Below are 20,317 nucleotides of genomic sequence, written 5' to 3'. Positions count from 1 at the left end.
AATAACCTCTGTCAATGGGTGCAAAACTTAAAATACAAATATTTATTTTATGAGATCTATCCTAAAGTTACTTCCTATCCTAACATGTTTATGGAGTATCATTCCCGTATCAGGCCAGAACCTAGCCTTGCGCTATGACCAGCCTGCACAGCACGGAATGACAGAAGGAATCCCCATAGGCAATGGCCGCTTTGGTGCTATGATATACGGTGATCCCGTCCACGAAATTATTCAATTTAATGATAAATCCTTTTGGACCGGCAGTCCGACCCAAAGAGGTGCCTATCAAAGCTTTGGACGTATCGAACTGAATTTTGACCACATCGGCACCGTAGACAACTACAACCGAAGTCTGGATCTCGAAAAAGCCATTGCTTATGTCAATTATACCATACACGATGTACAATATACCCATGAGTACCTTGCCAGCTACCCAGATGATGTCATCGCAATCCGGCTGTCAGCAAACAAAAAGGGTAAACTCAATTTTGCCATCCGGCTCAAGGGAGATCACAACGAAGTGGTGGCAGTTGGCGATCAACAAATGACACTCTCCGGCAAATTGACCATTCTGGACTATACCGCACTATTAACTGTTGTACCGGAGGGAGGCAGTATCCGAAAAGATATCGATAAAATACAGGTGAGCAATGCCGATCAGGTGACAATCTACTTGGCTGCCAATACCAGTTATGACCCCATCACCCCTACATACACTACCGCCAATGACTGGGCATCCGCTCTTACCAACACTATTCAAAAGGCACAGAAACAGGGTTATCAGCAAATCAAAAAAAGACATATAGCCGATCATGGCAAACTCTTCAATCGTGTACACTTTAATCTAGGTGACACAAAAAATACACAAACCACCGATCGGCTCATGGATAGCTATCGGAAGGGACAATACGACCCTTGGGTAGACATCTTATTATTTCAGTATGGGCGATATCTCAGTATTGCGAGCTCGCGCCCTAATCTGGATCAACCCTCCAATTTACAGGGGATCTGGAACGACAGCAATACACCACCATGGGAGTCAGACATCCACTCCAATATCAATGTCCAAATGAATTATTGGCCGGTAGAAGTGACCAACCTCTCCGAATGCCACCTCCCATTTATCAACTACATCTATAATGAAGCGCAGATACAGCCTTCATGGAGAAAGATGGCCAACGAAAACCAGGCCCGCGGATGGACCATGAAGACCCAAAACAATATCTTTGGATACTCCGACTGGAACTGGAACAGGCCTGCCAATGCATGGTATGCCCTGCATACATGGGATCACTATGCTTTTTCTCCCAATAGAGATTATCTGCAGCAAAAAGCCTACCCTGTACTCAAGGCTGCATGTGAATTTTGGCTGGATCGACTCATTACGGGGTCTGATGGGCAACTATTGGCTCCAAACGAATGGTCTCCCGAACACGGACCGTGGGAAGATGGTATCGCGTATGTGCAACAGCTCATCAACGAATTGTTCCAAAATACCCTATACGCCGGAAAGGTGCTCCAGTTAAACGATGACTTTCAACAGCAATTACAAGCTGCATATACCAAACTTGATAAAGGCATGGCGGTTGGAAGCTGGGGACAACTGCGTGAATGGCGCATTCAGAATGATGATCCCAAAGATCAACATCGGCACGTTTCCCATTTAATTGCACTCTATCCGGGTACAGCAATCTCGTCTTTCAAAACCCCTGTATATGCACAAGCCGCGAGAAAAAGTCTGGAAGCACGGGGTGATGATGGACCAGGATGGGGACTCGCATGGAAAACAGCCTTCTGGGCTCGTCTACAAGATGGAGACAAAGCCCACGCCCTGTTCAAAAGAGCCATCAAATCCATCAGTCTGGCTGATACCCATACGGAAAAAGGAGGCTTATATAAAAACTTATTCAATGGCCCCCCTTTTCAAATCGAGGCCAATTTCGGGCTTACAGCTGGGTTATCGGAGATGCTTATCCAAAGTCAGATGGACGAGATCCACTTACTACCTGCCTTGCCCAAAGAATGGCAGAAAGGTAGTATATCGGGGCTCAAATCCCGTGGAGGGTACACCGTGGATATGAACTGGAACAAGAGGCAACTGACCAACGCAACAATAACTGCCTCCGTTGATGGTATTTGTACCATCAGGACCAATGTACCACTAAAGATAAAACAGCGTAATGCAGTATCCAAACTGGATGAATTTGGCTATTACATCACTTCCTGGCCCGTAAAAGCACACAAAACATATCATTTAATAACTAAAAAATAATGACATTGAATACCTATCTACAACGTCTTGCACTTACATTATGCTGCTGCCTCGTGAGCGCAACAGCATGGTGCAGCGACACGCTACTTATCAATAGCCACTCATCCAATGTACACCAACAACTCGAAGAATCCTTACGGTTGGTAAAAAGTAGAAAGGGTAAACCTACTGTATTGAAATTTGAGACGCGGCAGTATGAATTTTACAGAGAGCATACGGTCCAAAAACCTTATTTTGTATCCAACACCACCAACAAAAACCACAATCCATCGGCTATTAAACATATCGCGATCTATATCAAAGGGATAAAAAACCTGACCATAGATGGGGGTAATTCTCTTTTCATGACACATGGCAAAATGACCAGCTTTTTTATAGATAGTTGTGAAAATATTGTGCTTAAAAATTTCAGTATTGATGCCGTTGACCCTACTGTTGTAGAGGCAGAGGTTTTGGAGGCGACATCCACTTATCTGGTGCTGAAGCCTCACTCTTCTGCTAAGTATACCATCCAAAACAACCGAATTATATGGAGTGGGCATCAATGGCAGTTTGAAGGGGGGATAGCCCAGATATACGATCCTAATCTTAATACTTCCGACCGATGTACAAGTCCAATGAGCGGTATTCAAAAAATCGAAAACCGTCAAGATGGAACGTTGAAAATATGGTATGAAAAAGCCCCGCATGTGAGAGCAGGTCAGGTCTACCAATTGCGGGATGGGTTTCGGGATGAAGTGGTAGGCTCCATATTGAAGAGTAAAAACATAATACTGGAGAATATAAACCTCCATTTTCTTGGGAACTTCGGAATAGTAGGCCAATATTCTGAAAACATTACATTGTCAAACCTGAACTGCGAACCAGCACTAAACTCGGGACGAACCTGTGCCGGGTTTGCTGATTTCGTTCAAATGTCAGGATGCAAAGGCTTGATCCAAATTGAAAACTGTCGATTCGAAGGTGCACAGGATGATCCCATCAACATACATGGAACGCATTTAAAGATAGATGAATTTATTTCTGATAAGCAGATCAAAGTATCTTTTAGACACCCTGAATCCTATGGCTTTGAAGCATTTTTTAAAGGTGATAAGATCGAAATCGTAGATTCTGAATCGCTTACAGCTTTAAAAGAATTTGCCGTAAAGCAGGTCAATAAAATCAGTCAAACTGAAATCATCCTGACCTTGGATAAATCTATTTCGCCAGAACTCAGAGAAAGAAAAGCACTGGTGGTAGAGAATATCACATGGACACCCCATGTGTCGATCCGCAACTGTTATTTTGCGAGGATTCCTACACGAGGAATATTAGTTACTACACGAAAACCCGTAGAGATAAGCCACAACGTTTTTTTCAGAACACCAATGAGTGCCATTCTCATCGCTAACGATGCCCGAAGCTGGTACGAATCGGGGCCGGTACATCAGGTCAGGATCCATGACAATCAATTCATTGAATGTGGCGAACCTGTAATCTATATCAATCCGGAAAGTAGTAAGCTTGAAAAGTACGTACATCGGGATATTGCTATTTTCAATAACAGATTTGTGTTAAAAAATCAAACCGCTGTTTATGCCAAATCTGTTGAAGGCCTCCATATCTACAACAACCTTATTAGTAAACCCAAGGCCGATGTACAAAGCATAGCTACCAAAGACTGCATTGATGTAACAATAGAAGGTAACCAGGAAATTATAAAACAGTAAAGCCTGTTATTATTCGTACCAAATGCTAATAAAACCTCAATATTCTTATGGCTTCAGCCATAAGAAACGAGATGTAACTGTATATACTATAAAAAAAGCTACACGTACTTAATGCACGTGTAGCCCTTGCTCTTTTATGTTATTACTAATCTATTTTTTTCTAAAAAGCATTGAAGTCCCAGTCGCCACGATAGGGTCTACTTCTCATCAGGTTTGCAAATTCATTGTCAAACTCTTCCTTCTTTGGGTCCCATTTCAGGTCCTTTTGCAATTCGTAGGCGATATTGACTGCGTTGCAGACGGTACTCGTCCTATGCCCTATCTCTACATCACAGATCGGTTTCGACCGCTTTTTGATGGCATCGATCCAATCCTGATAATGGTTATCACTGAAGTATACTCGCTTGTCCCGATCACCAAATTTTAATGATGCCAGACCATCTTTATTGCTGCGGATGAATGAACGACTCACTTCAATGATGCCTTCCGTACCAATAAATTGTATCGCATTATGCGCACCCCATTTGGTATGATTGACCTTTATCCCATTTTTATACATGTAGGAGAGTCCACTTTGTGCAAGGGGCATTTTCGGTGGGTTGAACAATACCGGACCACTATTATCCATATCCAAAGCCCATTGTACTACATCAAACATATGCGCACCCCAATCCGTCACATGACCTCCTCCAAAATCACGATACCAACGCCATCCCGCCCAACTCGAATCACCCAATTCGGGTGCCAATATAGGATGATAGCCCCTGTACGGTGATGGCCCTACCCACAAATCCCAATCCAACTCTTTGGGGGCAGGCATAGAAGGTAGATCGCACTGCTTGACAGGCTCACCTATCTCTACGTTGACTTCCTTTATCTCACCGATATAACCATTCCGGATCAACTCTACTGCTTGTCTGAAATTAAAAGAAGAGCGTTGCATACTCCCCGTCTGAAATACACGTTTATACTTCCTACTCGCATTGACCATCGCCCTACCTTCAGCTATGGTCAGCGCCAACGGCTTTTCACAATAGATATCCTTGCCAGCCTTTGCCGCGTCCACAGCAATCTGAGCATGCCAATGATCTGGTGTAGCGATGACTACAGCATCAATATCCTTATTCTCCAACAACTCGCGATACAGCCCATATCCTTTCATTTGGACAGATGGTTTCCCTAGATTGACTTGTACTTTGTTCGTTTCCGAAATAAAGTTAGCTAATTTTCTAGCGTCTACATCACTGGCCGCTTGTATCAATACTTCTTTACATTTGGCAAGCTCCTGCATTAACCAGTACGATTGCTTACCCACACCAATATATCCCAAGTTGATCCGGTCACTGGGAGCTACAAAATTAGCCCCTCCCAACACCGACCGTGGGACGATAGAAAAGGCTAAGCCGGCCTTTATACTTTTATCAATAAAATCTCTTCTGTCCATATTTAGTATTTGATTTATAGTAATTGAATCCCTTCGACACACACAACACGTCTTAATGATAGACCTAATATACCAAAACATTACACACCCTAGGTACAACTGTAAATATATCAAAAAAACGAAGTCGTATACTATATCATTAAGGTTACACTATTTTCCACTAACAGTCCAACCGTAGTCGATATACTCCCATTTAAACTTATCTCCATCCAAGTCGACTTTGAGATAACCTTCCTGCGTACCGTGGAAAGGGCCTCCCCACCAACTCGCACTGATAGCACCAGCAGTAATAAATTGTACTCCTTTGACTTTAATTTCTTCATACAAATGCTGATGTCCCTGCAATACCAGTTTCAGATTGTGACTACCAAATAGGTCAAATATCGCCTTTTGATTAGCAAATGTGTCCGCGTCTGTATAACGTCCCTCTAAGACTGGGTAGTATAACGACAAGAATGGAACATGCGTCACCACAACAATAGGCTGATCTTTGGATGTCTGCGCTAGCACCTGCTCCAACCAGAGGCGCTGCTCGTCATCTACACAATACTTGCCATCGCAGACTTGAGTAGAATTGAGCACGACAAAGCGCCAACCTTTGTGTTCAAAACTATAATAACTTTGTCCAAACACAGATTCAAACAGTCCGGAGCCATGCTTACCTTCATAATGCCAGAAACGGTCATGATTGCCGATACTGTAATACCATTTTAGCTTTGAGGCATCCACCTGATCTTTGTACCGCTGAAACATACTTCTGGCCTGTGGCAACTGCTCCGCCTTGTAGGCATCTACATCCACATTGTCTCCACCACTTAAAACAAAATCTACCTTTTTGGATTTTGCACTCTGAATTGCCTGACCAAGCGCATCAAAACACTTTGTCTCGGTACTCGTATTCAGATGTAGATCCGTAAAAAATGCAAAAGAAAATTTCTGCTGCGCATGTGTCAGATAAACAACTGCAGTCAGCGCTACGGTCAAAAAAAAATGTTTCATATATATTATTTCCAATTAAATACTTCCTTCAGATTAGGATTTAAGATCATTTGAATTACGGAAATAGTACGACAATAGAACGCAGGGTCAACACAATTCCGCTGATGTATGTCTGTCATCAAACATATATCCACTGAGACCCTCACACAACATTAACTACAAATAATATTTAAATTACTTTAACGGATTTTTAAGTTGTTTTTACGGATTACCCTTCGTTCGACAACCAATCCTTAAACGATGTCAGTTGTTTGATCTCAGTCTACAAGACGACACAGCCTAGGGTTTCCCTAGTTCTCTTTTTTTGTTTAATACTTTCTACATACTCTCCGGCAAAAAAATCTAACAAAAATGGAAGGCTCTATAGTCAGAGCCTTCCATATAGAAATTTATTCCTAAAAATGATCTTGATTTGAAAAAGTATTATAGACCGGATATTTTTTATTTGTTAGTAAATCTAAACCAATTAAAATCCGCATAGCCACCTATCCCTTCATTAGTCTTACTATAGTTAAACAAAGCAAAACGATTGGCTGTCCACGGTAACCCCAACTGCATCTTTAGTTCGTTCCCTATTACATAAAAATTTTCACCATCCGTACTATAATAAAACTTGGCAACAAATTCCTTATCTGTAACACGTGCCCTTACCCAAAATTTATCTCCCACCCGAATAATATCCGGATCCGGCCAGTCTCCCCACATCAGAGGATTGGTAAATGTGCCATTACCATTATCCGGACTCCATACCTGCTGTGCTACAGATTGTGTAAAAGAGAACAACATCAATACCAAACTAAGGAGCAGACATAACTGCCTTCTGTAATCTTTCTCTATCATATTTTTCATTTATACTATAACCAGCATTTAATATCGTGATTGTATAGCACAATACACAAGGACTCCCTTTCTTCTAAAAACTAAATTAATTATATTCATAGTATTGATTATCGTTGTCCATATACCAATGTCCGCTGACCATCCCAAGCCACAGCTTCTATCCGTGTAGATCCTTGTGGATAACGCAACACGGTAGAACTCTGGTCTTCGGAATCGGTTCCAACCATGGCGACTTTAACCAATTCGTCTCCTTGGTACGTTTCAAAAACAGCTACATTTTTCCAGACACTATGGCTGATTTTACAGAAACCTTGTATGGCATCCATCGCTATGCCCTGATTATAATTTCCGGACACGGAAAGACGCTTTTGATAAGCATCTAAACTATTAGCTGTCAAATAATAGATAACCGGGCTTTGTGGTTTTTTATACTTTTTAGCATATTGGATCAACTGATCACAGTCTGCTTGTGTAATTGTAAGTCGTCCCCTGCTATAATCATCCATTTCCTTGTCTATAGGTTTCAACATACCAACCTTGATAAAGAAATCCGTAAGATCCTCTTTAACGACATCACAAACATTTTTCATAAAATTAAGCTGCAGCTGACCATTACTCATCCCAGACTCATTTGTATTTCTGACGATCTCGGCCACATCAGCGTACCAATCGGGGGTATGCCAAGGCGTACCTTGTGCTATACGATAGTACAACAACAACTGCCATAAAGGGCATAATTTAACAAAATGATCGCCACCATTTTCATAACCTACCATCTTATCCTGTCCACGTTGACAAAGCCATTGCTCTCCTTTGACAACACCATAGTTCAAAAAGGAGTTGAATCGGCCTCCTAATACTTTGTTGTCATCTCCATCATTGACACGTTCATGCTCTAAAGGCATGTTGTTAGGCGTGAAATCGTACCGTACCAATACAGAATAAATATTATTGGTGACCTCTGTAGTACTTACCCATTTCAATCCCGGACGTATTTGGTTAACATGCCCCAACTCATGGGCAATAGCCCAGGCACCGCCAGCTTTTGCTTTCTCCGGATTAGCCAGTTCATACATAAAACCTCGAGCAAATCCCGCTCCCCAACCATCGGCAAATAAACCGGACTCGACAGTCCTTGCAAACATGTGATTCTTAGGAATTCTGTTGTACTTTGTCAACCCCATGATATCGTATTCCATTTTGGCAATCTCGTCATACAGGTTAATCAACGCTAGCCCATCAGCACAGTGCTGTTTGAGCTCTGCTGTAGAATATGCAAGATTGATGTAGTCTCCTTTTATATCAAAAAAACTGGATACGGATGCATTGAGTAATCGATCCCAATCGGTACTCTTGTGCTTCGCCTTATCAAAATATCCATTTACTTTCGCATTCGGAATATGGATCTTTACTGCCGGAATATTTTGATAGTTGTCCGTATAAAAATGAATATACCCTAGTCCACTAGTCGTTATTTTAATCTTATTTAAGCCGGTTTGCAAATGGTAGTACCCATCGGTATGGCTATTAAAATCATGTACACGAAGTGAGATTTGCTCTCCTTTGGTATCACCCACAAGAAGTACTGCTTCCGAACCCGATGAGAAATAAATACCTGTAGGATTCTCAAAGGGGTTATATCCACTTATTTTCAGCAACTGTGAAGTACTCCCTAAGGTAGGATAGGCCTGATACTCTTGAATTCGAAAATCTTTTGGGTATTTATCATACAACATGCTTAAGGCAATGGTCTTAAAGAACGGATTTGACATTGCATTGATCTGCGCGGATGTAATGCCGTGTTTTAGCTCCGTACAGAGTGCATCTGCAAAAATAAGGGAAAGCCCTTCTAAGCCCTGTCCTCGTCTAAAAAACTCCATTTCGGCGCAGCTTACAAAATTATTTCTTCCAGATGTTACAACGAACTTAAATGATGTTACATCTTCCAGCGTTTTCGGAAATACAACGGTGGAAAGCTTGTGCTGTTCCTTAAAATCATAATTTCCTATTTTTTTATATTCGGGATTACTTTTAGTTGTAAACCAAAGTTCAAAGTTACCAAATAGTCCATTATCGCTACCGGATCTCGGTTTATATACCAAATAATCTACATGTTCTGGTTTTTCAAATGTATACGTGAGTGTAACCGGGAATTGGGTATTAGACCAAGGGGAATGATAAATAGTCGCGGGATCCCCATCAAAAGACATTCCAATCCCCTCGCCTGATTGGGCAGAAGATGCTTCTCCCGTTCCTATTTTAAGCTGTATATCTCCTTCGATACCTTCAGGTTTCGTAGGTTCATACTTTTCAGGAATAGGTTCCTCAATAATAGGGGTCTTATTTTTACATTGTGCCAGTTGGCTCAACAATACCAGAAATAACAATATTATTCTTATGTTCATAACAATTTCAAATTATTTAATGTATTTATCGACATAAAATCCTCTACTCACTTTCTGGATCCTCGACGACAAACCAGGCTTTATGAAGCTCTATCTCGGCCATGTGAAACCAAGTATTGCCTCCTCGTCCACGTATAGCATTATAACGGATTTTCTGAAAGGTCATTCCCTCCTTAGAGAAAATGGATGATTCGAATCTTGCTCCTCCCGTACTAGGCAACTCGTCAGACAGCACCCTTCCCAATTCTACCCATTCACTGCCGTCATTGCTCCCTGTTATAGATACCTCATCCGCATTGCCTCCACCACTGCCACTTCTATTCCAAGAAATATACTTCACACTTTCGACAGGTTCGCTCAGATCGAATTGTATCCAATGTGGATAGGGAATTACCTCATGCCAATTGGTGTGGTAAAAAGTTGTGAGATTTCCATCAATAAGATTGGCCAGATTTCCCTCAGAAGGATCTGAAGCATTGGCAGAAAGGGCACCAACTTCAAAATCAATTTTTTCCGAATATTCCGTAATCACCGGCGGCTTACGGAGTGCTGTAGCACTAACGGTCAGGCTATTGGGGCTGACCCCCTTACTCTCCCCTACGGTACTTAGTTCAAAGGTATACTCCCCGTCTTTTGCCAATAGATTTTCAACCAACAACGAATCCGCAAAGTGACTGACATTGGTTCTTATCAATTGGCCTGTCTTAGGTATTTTATAGGTTATCGTTACGTACATAAAATTCATATCAGAAGGGTTATCCCAACGTAACATGACACCTCCTATTCGGGGTTCGGCTCTCAAATTCTTTACATCTGATGGCAACGCTGCTTCCTCCTTATGATTACAAGAAAAAAATACCAGCAGCGCCATAAATGATAATACGGTCCTTATAGCTTTCATAATATGATCTTTTTTTAAGGGTTGTCTTCTTTTAATAGCCTGGATTTTGAACAAGCTTATTATTTATATTTATTTCCTTATCTTGTATAGGAAGCAGATAATTTTTAGGGGCCACAAACTTCCAAGCCTGTTCGATTTCAGTTTCTTTGAAAAAAGCCTCATCAGTTGCACCATTCAGGTTCATTCCTTTCGGATTCTTCCCCATATATTGTTCCGCTACTTTCCAACGTTTGATATCCCATCCCAACTGTCCCTCCATGAATAATTCAATAGCTCGCTCTTGACGAACGACCTGCCTCAACTTATCCTTCGTCAATGACGCTACAGAAGCCCAGGCATCATTCACGGTAGGAATTCCCGCTCTCTTTCTAACCTTATCAAGGTAATCCTTTCCAATATCAAGTTTATTACTTTCAATTGCTGCCTCTGCGATATTTAAGTACAGTTCTGCCAGACGAATCAAAGGCCATGGATAGTTTGGATATCCATTTCTGGTGTCGTAAGAAAGCCCTACGCCTTTCTTAACTAAATAGCCTGACATCGAGTAATTTCTGGACCGATTCCCCTTACCATGAGGATCTTCATTTCTAAATTCCGTTACAATTCTCTTCTCACCATCCCGCGACATTTCATACCAACCATTTTGAAACGCAATCCAAGCATAAAATCGAGGCTCTCGCTTTAAATGTAAGTTTGCTGTGCTTCGTCCATTATAGAGACCAGTAGAATAGTATTGATTTGCGGTAAAGTACTGTGGATCTTCCTCGATCGGCAAACCATTCTCAGTATAGAACATTTTTACAGAAGTGAGTGTTGGAGCCAAATTGTTCCATGATGCCCCATCATCTGTGGGGTGACGTGGTGTTGCATTATTCTGGTATTCATAAAAACCTTCTTGTCTAGGATCTGCCCAGATTACCTCACTGGAATTACGGTCTACAAATGTCATGCGCAAACTCCACTCGGTAGCATTTGAAGGGTAGGGCAATTCTTCGGTCGGAACACCCTCATACAGAAGATATCCATTCTGCTCTGCGTAACTAGCTGCTTCTAAACAAGCAATGTATGCGCGTTCCCATTTGCCATCTTCCTTGGTTAAACTCATAAGTGCTTCTCCGGTTTCGGGATCTTTTAAACTATTGCCAAAAAAAGCATCGTTTCCATTAAAAAGTGGAGATGCCGCATATAACAACAATCTTCCCTTTAAAGCTTTTGCCGCAGTCTTTGTAGCTCGTCCATAGTAGGTTGTAGCTTGCTTTTCCAACAAGTCATTAAAGGCCTCATCATACAAGGCAACAATCCAATTAACACATTCGTCAAAATGACTGCGCTTTGGATATTCCCCTGCTCGAATATCCAGTGCATATTCATCTTTTGCCAAAATAATGGGACCATAAGCCTTAAGCAGTATAAAATGATAATAAGCAATCAAAAACTTCGCTTCAGCCTTGTATACTGACTTAAGCTCTTCTTCCATGTGTGGTACCTTATCCACATTGTTGAGCAAAGTGTAACAACGGCGTATACCGCCATACATGCGACTCCAAAACGTAAAATTACCCACATTAGCTGCAGAGTATGTACCTAGCAAATACTCTAAGTCATTCATGGCAGCTATTTCAGAAGTTTGATAAAGGTTGGCTCCTTGACGTTCTTTGGGCATAAAAGAATAGCAAGAATAGAGAAAGCGTTCAGCTGAATTCTTATCTTTAAAAGCGTCTGCTTCTGTGGGTCTTTCATCAGGAACAACGTCAAGATAGTTGCAACTTGACAAGCCTAAAAAAGTAAATAATAATAGTATAATTGAATATTTCATCACAAATCGATTTTAAAATGGATATTACTTATTGAAATTTACCTGTATGCCTATATTTGCTACCCGTTGTGTCGGATATCTCAAACCATTCCCTCCACCTTGTTCCGGATCCCAGTATTTGAACTTAGAGAAAGTCAATAGGTTAGATCCTCGTAAATAAATTCGGAACATCCGGTGATTGAATCCTATCTCCGCGTTTTTCAGTTTGAGAAAAGCACCATCTCTCAACCAGTATGTCGATGCAACTGTGTTATTACGGTTGTCCATCTTACTTAAACGAGGATACTTCGCATAGATATCAGGATTTTGTCCTTCGCTCCAATAATCATCCGCTATAAATTCTAGAACATTCCTTGTCCCATCAGTACCGAAGGGATGGAAACCGCTCATCACAATGGAAGTATTCGCAACTCCCTGAAGGAAAAACGAGAAATCAAATTTCTTATAGCGGAACGAAGGTCCAAATCCATATACAATTTCCGGAATCTCTGGACTTCCTACATAACGTCGATCATTCGCATCGATTATATCGTCATACATACCGGTGACATCCGCTATATTTCGGTATTTAATATCTCCTGCACGAATAAAACCTCCTATATTCTGAGTTGGGCTATTCTCTACTTCCGCATCATCGATAAATAAACGTTCTGCAATATAAAGCAAAGGAGTAGATGTGGAATGTCCTACTCTCGACAAATTAGGGTACCTCGAAAACGAAGGTTCATCATACTCCAATATCACATTTTTGGCATAGGTAAAGGTACCTTTGAAACTTGCCGAGAAACTGTCTGATAGTTGTTTAGCATAATCAAGAGATAAATCAAAACCTTTATTTTTTACTTTTCCCAAATTACCATAGACCTTCGTGGTTAAATCAATCCATTTGTCTTTGGGACTAATACCTACAAATTCAGGAATACTACGTCTTTCCATGAAAATATCCCTTCGGGTCTCTCTGAAAAAATCAACAGTAACATTGAAGCTATTTTTAATACTCAAATCCAGCCCCAAGTTGATCTTCTCACCGATCTCCCAAGTAATATTGGGATTTGCAAAACGAAAATACTTAGGTCCATTTTTTGAAATATTCTGATCACGACCTGTTGTATAACCGAGATCACCATTTTCCAACGCGATGTCTGACAAGTAGAGGTATCGGTCTCCACTAATTTGATCATTTCCAACTAACCCCCATGATCCCCTGATTTTCAAATTCGTAATAGTCTGAACCAAGTTCTTAAAATAACTTTCCTGACTGATGACATACCCCAATCCTACAGAAGGAAAAAAGCCAAAACGATGGCCTTTTGCAAAATTTTCTGTACCGTTGTAACCGAAGTTTAACTCCCCTAAGTATCTATTGTCATACCCATAAGTTGCACGTCCGGCTATCCCTTGCTTGCGTTTCGGAAGTGATTGAATCAATCCGGATGGACTATTTACATTATATTCCTCTTGATTATACAGGAGCATACCTGTAATATTATGATATTGGCCAAATGTGCGGTCATAATTCAACATACCTTGCACATAAATCTGTCTATCCCCCGTCGAACTATTATTCGTATTAAGTGTAGTAACCCGTTCGGCTCCCACTCGACGTAAAGTATATTGATCTAAAGCAGTACCTTCCGGATTCCAGATATACTTCGCTATTTCAAACTGATTGTATCCTCCGGACCTCGAGGTATTTGTCGAACTCCAATTTTTAAACGAGAATAATGCACTGGCAGACATTCCTTTGGTCAAGAAATCCAACTTCTGATTTAATTCAATCTGCCCCGTAACGGTACTTTGAAAATTATCACTATAACCTCTTACCATTTCTGCATAGGGGTTCCTAAAACCATTATTATAAGCTCCCCCGCTCCTTCCTCCCCACTTGATATAACTATATTCCGGATCATTCGGATAACGCATAGGAAAATCTACAGGATTGGCCTCCATGATCAAGCCGAAGATATCAGTGGCCCTCATTTGTGGTCCATGATAGTCTCTCAGCTGTGCATTAACCTTTACCGTTGCTCGGGTTGTTGGGGTCAGATGTACATTTATATTATTCTGAAGTACATAACGATTAATTTTAAGATTATTATCGTAAGAGAAGTCCTTCACATCACGCAGCATACCCGCCTCCCGATTGTAGGATACATTGCTAAAGTAGTCCATTTTTTTTCCCCCACCTCGCACGCTAAAATTCAGATTTTGGGTCGTTGCACCTTTCCTAAATAGCTCATTATACCAGTCTACATCGGGAAAGGCATAAGGATCTAATCCTCTACTGGTGCCATCTATTTTGTCAATCGGATACAGTATTTCACCTGTTTTTCTCGTCGAAATGGCTTCGTTATACATCTTCATATAGTTAACGCCATTTACAAAGTGGGGCACTTTGATCGGTGAAGTATATGATGTTTCAAACCGTCCGTTGATAATAGGTTTGTCCAAATCTCTTCCCGATTTGGTCGTAACGATCATCACACCGTTGGCTCCCCTGGTTCCGTAAAGCGCAGTAGCTGTCGCATCTTTTAAAATGGAAAAACTCTCGATAACCTCAGGATCCAACGCATTCAAATCTCCTGACGATGCTTGTACCCCATCAATCACGATCAGCGGTGAAGTCATACCACTAAAAGTGGAAATCCCTCTAATCCAAAAGTCTGCACCGTCCGCTCCTGGTTCGCCAGAACGCTGTACAGCTACAACACCTGCTAGGCGACCGGCAAATCCTGTGGATAAATTAGAACTCGGAACGCGTAGATCATCTACTTTGATGGTCTGAACAGCACCGACCACACTAGCTTTCTTCTGTGTTCCGTACCCCACAACAACAACTTCGTCGAGATCGCCAATTTTTTCGGACATTGTCACCGTATAATTGTTGGTCTCGCCCACTGTCAACACCTGTGGTTCAAATCCGATAAGGTCGAACTGTATAACATCGTTCGCTTTGGCGACTATTTCAAACGCGCCATCTCCGTTGGTAGACGTAGCCAAACCATTTCGTAACGTGACCGTCACACCAACAAGTTTATTGCCCTTACTATCTACAACATGCCCTTTAATCGTACGCTGTTGTTCTAACCGTTGTTCTGCAACGAATTTGACATCAGCCACTTTTACCTCTTCAATAATAATCCGATTACTTCTTATGGTATAATGTAAGCCATTATCCGAAAGCACTTTGTCCAACGCCTGTTGTAATGAAACGTTTTCTAAGCGCAGGGTCACTCGATCGTTCGGCTTCAAATCTTTTTCCAAATACAAAAAGTGATACCCTGATTGTTTGCTAATTTTAGAAACAATCTCTTTTAGGGTTAAGCTTTTTGCATTGATATTTATTCGTTGCGCAAACACATTAGCATTCACCTGACTGCTCATTAATAAAATAATAAGAACAGTAAATTTGGTCATAACGAAATACTTAATTAAGGCATAATCATACCAATAGAAATATGCCGTATATTTTTTATACATTTGATTCAGATTTAAATAGTAATAAATTGGTATTAATACATTTTAGATCTATGCTTCGGCTGTCTTGACCAGAAGTGCTTCCAACACTTCTGGTCTACCTAGTAATAGATTTCAGGTTTAGTCTTAGTTGCGTTAATTGATAATCAGCACCTCCTTTCCTTCTATTTTAAATTCTACTCCACTCAGCAGTGATAGGTCCGCCAATAAGTCGGATAAAGAGCCATTATTAGGAAATGTTCCTCCAATTTTTTTATTCGTTATCGGAGACCGGGCCACTACAGTAATATTGTACCAACGGGATACGGTTTTCATCACTTCGAACAGCTCCATATTATCAAACACAAAATAGCCTTCTTTCCAAGACAATAGCTTGTCCGCATCAAACGACTGAGTAACTACTTCTTTTTTGTCTGTATTGGCCACAGTCTGTTGCCCAGGACGTAACGGATAAGTCTTATCATCCATATAGAACGAAACATTTCCTTCGACCAAAGATGTCTTGACCCAGTGATCCTCTTCAAAAGCTTGTACATTAAATTTGGTACCTGTAACTTTTACCTCTGTCCCCAAGGCCAGCACTTTAAATAGATGTTCTCTATTGGATACAACTTCAAAATATCCTTCTCCGTCTAAATGTACTACACGGTCAGCCTGCTTATCAAAGGCTACAGGAAAGCTTAACGTAGCCCCTGCATTCAGCCACACCTTTGTACCATCATCCAAGGTTAGATTGAATTGCTTTTGATTAGGCACTTTTACGGTAATCTTGTCCTTATCCGTCAAGGAGGTAAGATCATCTGAATATATCTTCCGTTTGATATCGGATATATACACCGATGTCTCCAAATTCATTTGCTCACCATCAGGCATAATAAGTAATACTTGATCGTCCGTATACTCCTTGGCTTTTGCAACTTCATAATAACCTGCACTTACCGCATCTGTCTTAAACCTATAGAGATAAATAAATGTGAAGAAACAGGCTAAACTAGCTGCGGCAGCAATAGCTATTACAAATCGACTAGTTTTATAGGGTCTTTTGCGCCCCCACTTGGCATCAAGCTTAGCCCGAATCTCCCGTTCCACAGCTTCCCTATGGGCATCATTCTCCCAGTCCCATGGTTCACCAACGGGATACTTCAAAATGAGGTGTTCGAGTTTCTTAACCTCTTCGGCAGATAATTTGCCTTCAGAATAGTCCGATAGGATTTTCCTAAATTGCTCTTCTTTGCTCATAAACTCATGCGTTAGATTTTCAGGTCTATATTATAAAGAGCCTTAAGAAAGCCTTAGGTAGTAGAAAAAAAAATTAAAAAAGTATATCTGTGATTATCACAGCTAAAAGTAGGGGTTGATATTCCTGATCCACCTTTAATCGGAGAATCTTAATTGCATTACTAATCTGCTTCTTAACGGTTTTATCCGATATATTCAACTTTTGCGCAATCTCTATATAAGACATATCAAAATTACGGCTGAGTATGAAAACTTCCTTCATTTTGGCTGGCAGCTTATCTATCTCACTCTCGATCAGTTGATCCAATTCCTTAAACATAATCCACTCTTCTAATAACGGAGACCCTTCCTTATATTGCCCCGTATAAAAATTAAGATATGTGGTATTGGTCAAATTTCTTCTAAGTTTCTTAAAAGCGATATTTCGAGCCATAATAAACAGAAAAGATTTTATGGATTTAATCCCGGAAATTTTTTCTTTCATCTCCAGGAGATCCAAAAAAGTCTGCTGTACAACATCTGCTGCCTCATCTTCATCAAGGAGAATACGCATCATTTGCTTAAACAATCCTTCCCAATGATCCCGATAAAGTACAGATATATCCAACTCTACAGTTTTTTCAGCACTATCTAAATAAAGAATATTTGACCTAGGCATAGAGTCAGCGAAATTTATTTATATTGATTATAATACGACAATATTAATAAAGAAAAGCATGATTTCAAAATCATTTTTCCACTTGCCTGATACAAAAATCCAACAAACATGCCTCCGTTCACAACGTTCTTTTACTGCGAAAGCACTACATAGTCTCCTTTCAACCGGGTATGATATCTCACAATCACTTCTGGCATCTCATCACTGTCTATATCACAAGAAAAAGCAACACTTGAATTTCCTTGTGGCAATATAGCGACTCCCTGCACAGGAAGTTCAGCAATAAACTTATAATTTTTATCGGTCAAGGTCGCTTTACCATTATGATCCAACAGGATATATTGATCTTTCTCCAGCTTGCCTTCTATACTGATGACACCTTTATCAGTTTTGAACGACGGATTAGCAATAGCACCGTCACCATCTACTTTTATACGCAATGCAAAGCTGCTTTCTACAGGAGAGTCCCAAGACCAATCTGCTCCACCAGGCTGTCCGGGCTGCATCTCTGCAAGGTCACAACGATATCTCTTAGAAACGAACAAAGGATACAACAGGAATTTTTTATCATCTATCTTTTCCAAATGCCACTCTGTTTTTGGGTCTCTCAATCTATTTTTCTGCTCCTCTGTAAATACATTAGCCAAGCGCAACTGATCCCAATTTTTCATACTCTCCAACAGTAAATCAATCTGACCATGCTGCTGCAGGGTTCTCATATCTATGCTCATCGCATAGCCCGCATCAAAACCGGCAGATTCGGATAATGCCCATTCCAGATCTTCTAAGGAAGTGGCTTCAAACTTACGATCTGCCAAACGTACCAAAAACCACCCCAACATCCGGGGAAATAAGTTGCGCTGGAAATACGCCTGATTCTTAATCCTGTTTTCGACCTGACCTTCACGCATCTCTTCTCCCCAGGGTTCGCCCCAATTCATACGGGTATGGATATGCCAGAGATAATGATCCAGCCGACTAGCATCGTTAATTACCTCGGTCTTGTTCTGTAATCCCTGATAGAAATCAGAAACAAACTTACCGGTGGCATAGTAATCATGTCCAGTGTACATACAACCTTCTAAGCCATCAAATGAGATCTGCTTTATTCCTGTCTGATTAAAAATTGCCGACAGTCTTTTTGCAAAGGCATCTTGCAGCACTAAATCCGGAAACAGGGTCTTATAAGGATAGTCCCATAGTTTATACAAGGTTTTTTCTGCACCATGAGCCATCTTTTTTGTACCAAAAGCACCTCGCGTACAATTAGTCAGCAACCAATGGTTTCCTTTCCTTTCGGCTTTGCTATATGTAATCAGTTCATCTTCTATCTGCAACGTATTCAACGTAAGCGGCAAGGCAAATAACTCCGAATCTAAAACCTCTATCTCCTTTTGCGCTGTATCGATTGCAGCAACCAGTTTTAACTCCCCTTGTTTTAACAATTGCTTACTAGGGACAGGCGTTGCGTAGAGATCATTTGTTGTCATAAAGTTTGTCAACGTATGGATACCTATATCTATTCCCTGCTGCGCAGCTTGTTCCACAAGCTTTTTCACCCCTGCATCTCCTTCACTGCTCAAATCTTTTTTCCATTCAAAATGTCCCCAGGTTCGGAACGGATCAGGATGATATATATTTTTAAAGCCGGCCTGCTTTGTTTTTGTGAGGGCAAAGTCTAGATTAGCCGCCGTGAAGTTGGTAATCAGGTACGATCGCATCGCCTCCCGTGACACCTTGCCCCATTCTCCTGCAATCATAGGATGCGGAAGTCCCTGCTCAATCTCCACTCTTCCTATCCGTGCCAGAATCTGCTGGCGCTTATCACCGAAGAGCGCAATCTTCGCACCGACAATCTCCCCGTCCTGCCCTTCAACCGGAGGGACCAGCATCTTGTTCAGTCCCTTTACAGGCAAATATTCCTTTGATTTCCTGCTTTTGGCAGAAAGTTGAAATACAGTACCATCCTCCGTATCTACTGCTGCAAAATGACCAAAGGAAATACTGGAAACCGATAATGTAGTATTTTTTCCTTTATACCCAAATGCCGAGCTATAATCATCAATATAATCCTCTGGAATACCACCTATGGTTTTAATATGTAAGGATTGCATCCCAAATGCCAGCTCTCCTCCTTGAGCTACCCCTACTACCTCACCTACCACTTCATGGAGTTTTATTTTTACAGGACCAAATACCAGTAGTTTATATGCAGGATCAAGTTTCAGAACTTCATAGCTAATTGCTTCTTTATTCTGCCCTACTTTCAACTCTACGAACCGCCCATCCTCCATGGTTATTAAGAATAAATCCCCTTTTACCTTTAGCGATTTCGGCAATAGCATTTTTTGATCTTTATACACAGACACTATAGGGTATTTCCCTGCTTCCAAAATCTCCTGTCCATCCACTTTGATGGAGGTATAAAATCCCTGCGGATCGAAGTTGATATGGGTAAGATCGGTTTTTAATTCTTGTGCCGAAATCGAAGTTCCGATATCGGACATCAACAGGATAAATAACAACAGTATGTTTTTCATATTTTCTCTCTATA

General features: G+C 40.9%; 12 protein-coding genes. 2 read left to right on the top strand and 10 right to left on the bottom strand.

Annotated features, from left to right (window positions below; all coding sequences use genetic code 11):
* Positions 1–49: 49 nt before the first annotated feature.
* The gene (locus E4F24_RS12595) at positions 50–2,272 is read left to right on the top strand and encodes a glycoside hydrolase family 95 protein (RefSeq protein WP_140939336.1); all 2,223 of its coding nucleotides are present in this window, start codon (positions 50–52) and stop codon (positions 2,270–2,272) included.
* 5 nt (positions 2,273–2,277) lie between these two features.
* Entirely contained in the window at positions 2,278–3,984 is a 1,707-nt protein-coding gene (locus tag E4F24_RS12590; RefSeq protein ID WP_140939334.1) for an alpha-1,3-galactosidase-related protein, read from the top strand.
* Between the two features lie 160 nt (positions 3,985–4,144).
* Here the strand turns inward: E4F24_RS12590 and E4F24_RS12585 are convergent, their stop codons facing one another.
* The 10 genes from E4F24_RS12585 to E4F24_RS12540 form a co-directional block, all read right to left on the bottom strand.
* Positions 4,145–5,428 carry a Gfo/Idh/MocA family protein gene (locus tag E4F24_RS12585; RefSeq protein WP_140939332.1) on the bottom strand — a complete coding sequence of 428 codons (1,284 nt, stop codon included), beginning with the start codon at positions 5,426–5,428 and terminating at the stop codon, positions 4,145–4,147.
* Positions 5,429–5,578: 150 nt separating this feature from the next.
* A complete protein-coding gene (locus E4F24_RS12580; protein WP_140939330.1) occupies positions 5,579–6,427 on the bottom strand; it encodes a metallophosphoesterase family protein in 849 nt (282 codons plus the stop codon).
* Between the two features lie 441 nt (positions 6,428–6,868).
* Positions 6,869–7,267, bottom strand: coding sequence for a beta-xylosidase family glycoside hydrolase (locus E4F24_RS13850; protein WP_216629181.1), 399 nt, complete (start codon positions 7,265–7,267; stop codon positions 6,869–6,871).
* A 107-nt stretch (positions 7,268–7,374) separates the two neighbouring features.
* The gene (locus tag E4F24_RS12570) at positions 7,375–9,672 is read right to left on the bottom strand and encodes a M60 family metallopeptidase (RefSeq protein WP_140939328.1); all 2,298 of its coding nucleotides are present in this window, start codon (positions 9,670–9,672) and stop codon (positions 7,375–7,377) included.
* A gap of 43 nt (positions 9,673–9,715) precedes the next feature.
* Positions 9,716–10,573 carry a discoidin domain-containing protein gene (locus E4F24_RS12565; RefSeq protein ID WP_140939326.1) on the bottom strand — a complete coding sequence of 286 codons (858 nt, stop codon included), beginning with the start codon at positions 10,571–10,573 and terminating at the stop codon, positions 9,716–9,718.
* A 31-nt stretch (positions 10,574–10,604) separates the two neighbouring features.
* A complete protein-coding gene (locus tag E4F24_RS12560; RefSeq protein ID WP_140939324.1) occupies positions 10,605–12,389 on the bottom strand; it encodes a RagB/SusD family nutrient uptake outer membrane protein in 1,785 nt (594 codons plus the stop codon).
* Positions 12,390–12,413: 24 nt separating this feature from the next.
* On the bottom strand, positions 12,414–15,869 hold the full coding sequence (locus tag E4F24_RS12555; protein ID WP_140939322.1) for a TonB-dependent receptor: 3,456 nt from the start codon (positions 15,867–15,869) through the stop codon (positions 12,414–12,416).
* 132 nt (positions 15,870–16,001) lie between these two features.
* Positions 16,002–17,105 carry a FecR family protein gene (locus E4F24_RS12550; protein ID WP_140939319.1) on the bottom strand — a complete coding sequence of 368 codons (1,104 nt, stop codon included), beginning with the start codon at positions 17,103–17,105 and terminating at the stop codon, positions 16,002–16,004.
* 73 nt (positions 17,106–17,178) lie between these two features.
* Positions 17,179–17,763, bottom strand: coding sequence for an RNA polymerase sigma factor (locus E4F24_RS12545; RefSeq protein ID WP_140939317.1), 585 nt, complete (start codon positions 17,761–17,763; stop codon positions 17,179–17,181).
* A 131-nt stretch (positions 17,764–17,894) separates the two neighbouring features.
* Positions 17,895–20,303 (bottom strand): hypothetical protein, encoded by a 2,409-nt coding sequence (locus E4F24_RS12540; RefSeq protein ID WP_140939315.1) that lies wholly within the window; start codon positions 20,301–20,303, stop codon positions 17,895–17,897.
* Positions 20,304–20,317 lie beyond the last annotated feature (14 nt).

The organism is Sphingobacterium lumbrici (assembly GCF_006476045.1).
Classification (GTDB): domain Bacteria; phylum Bacteroidota; class Bacteroidia; order Sphingobacteriales; family Sphingobacteriaceae; genus Sphingobacterium; species Sphingobacterium lumbrici.
The sequence above is the reverse complement of the archived record's forward strand: the minus strand, read 5'-3'. Positions and strand labels throughout refer to the sequence as shown.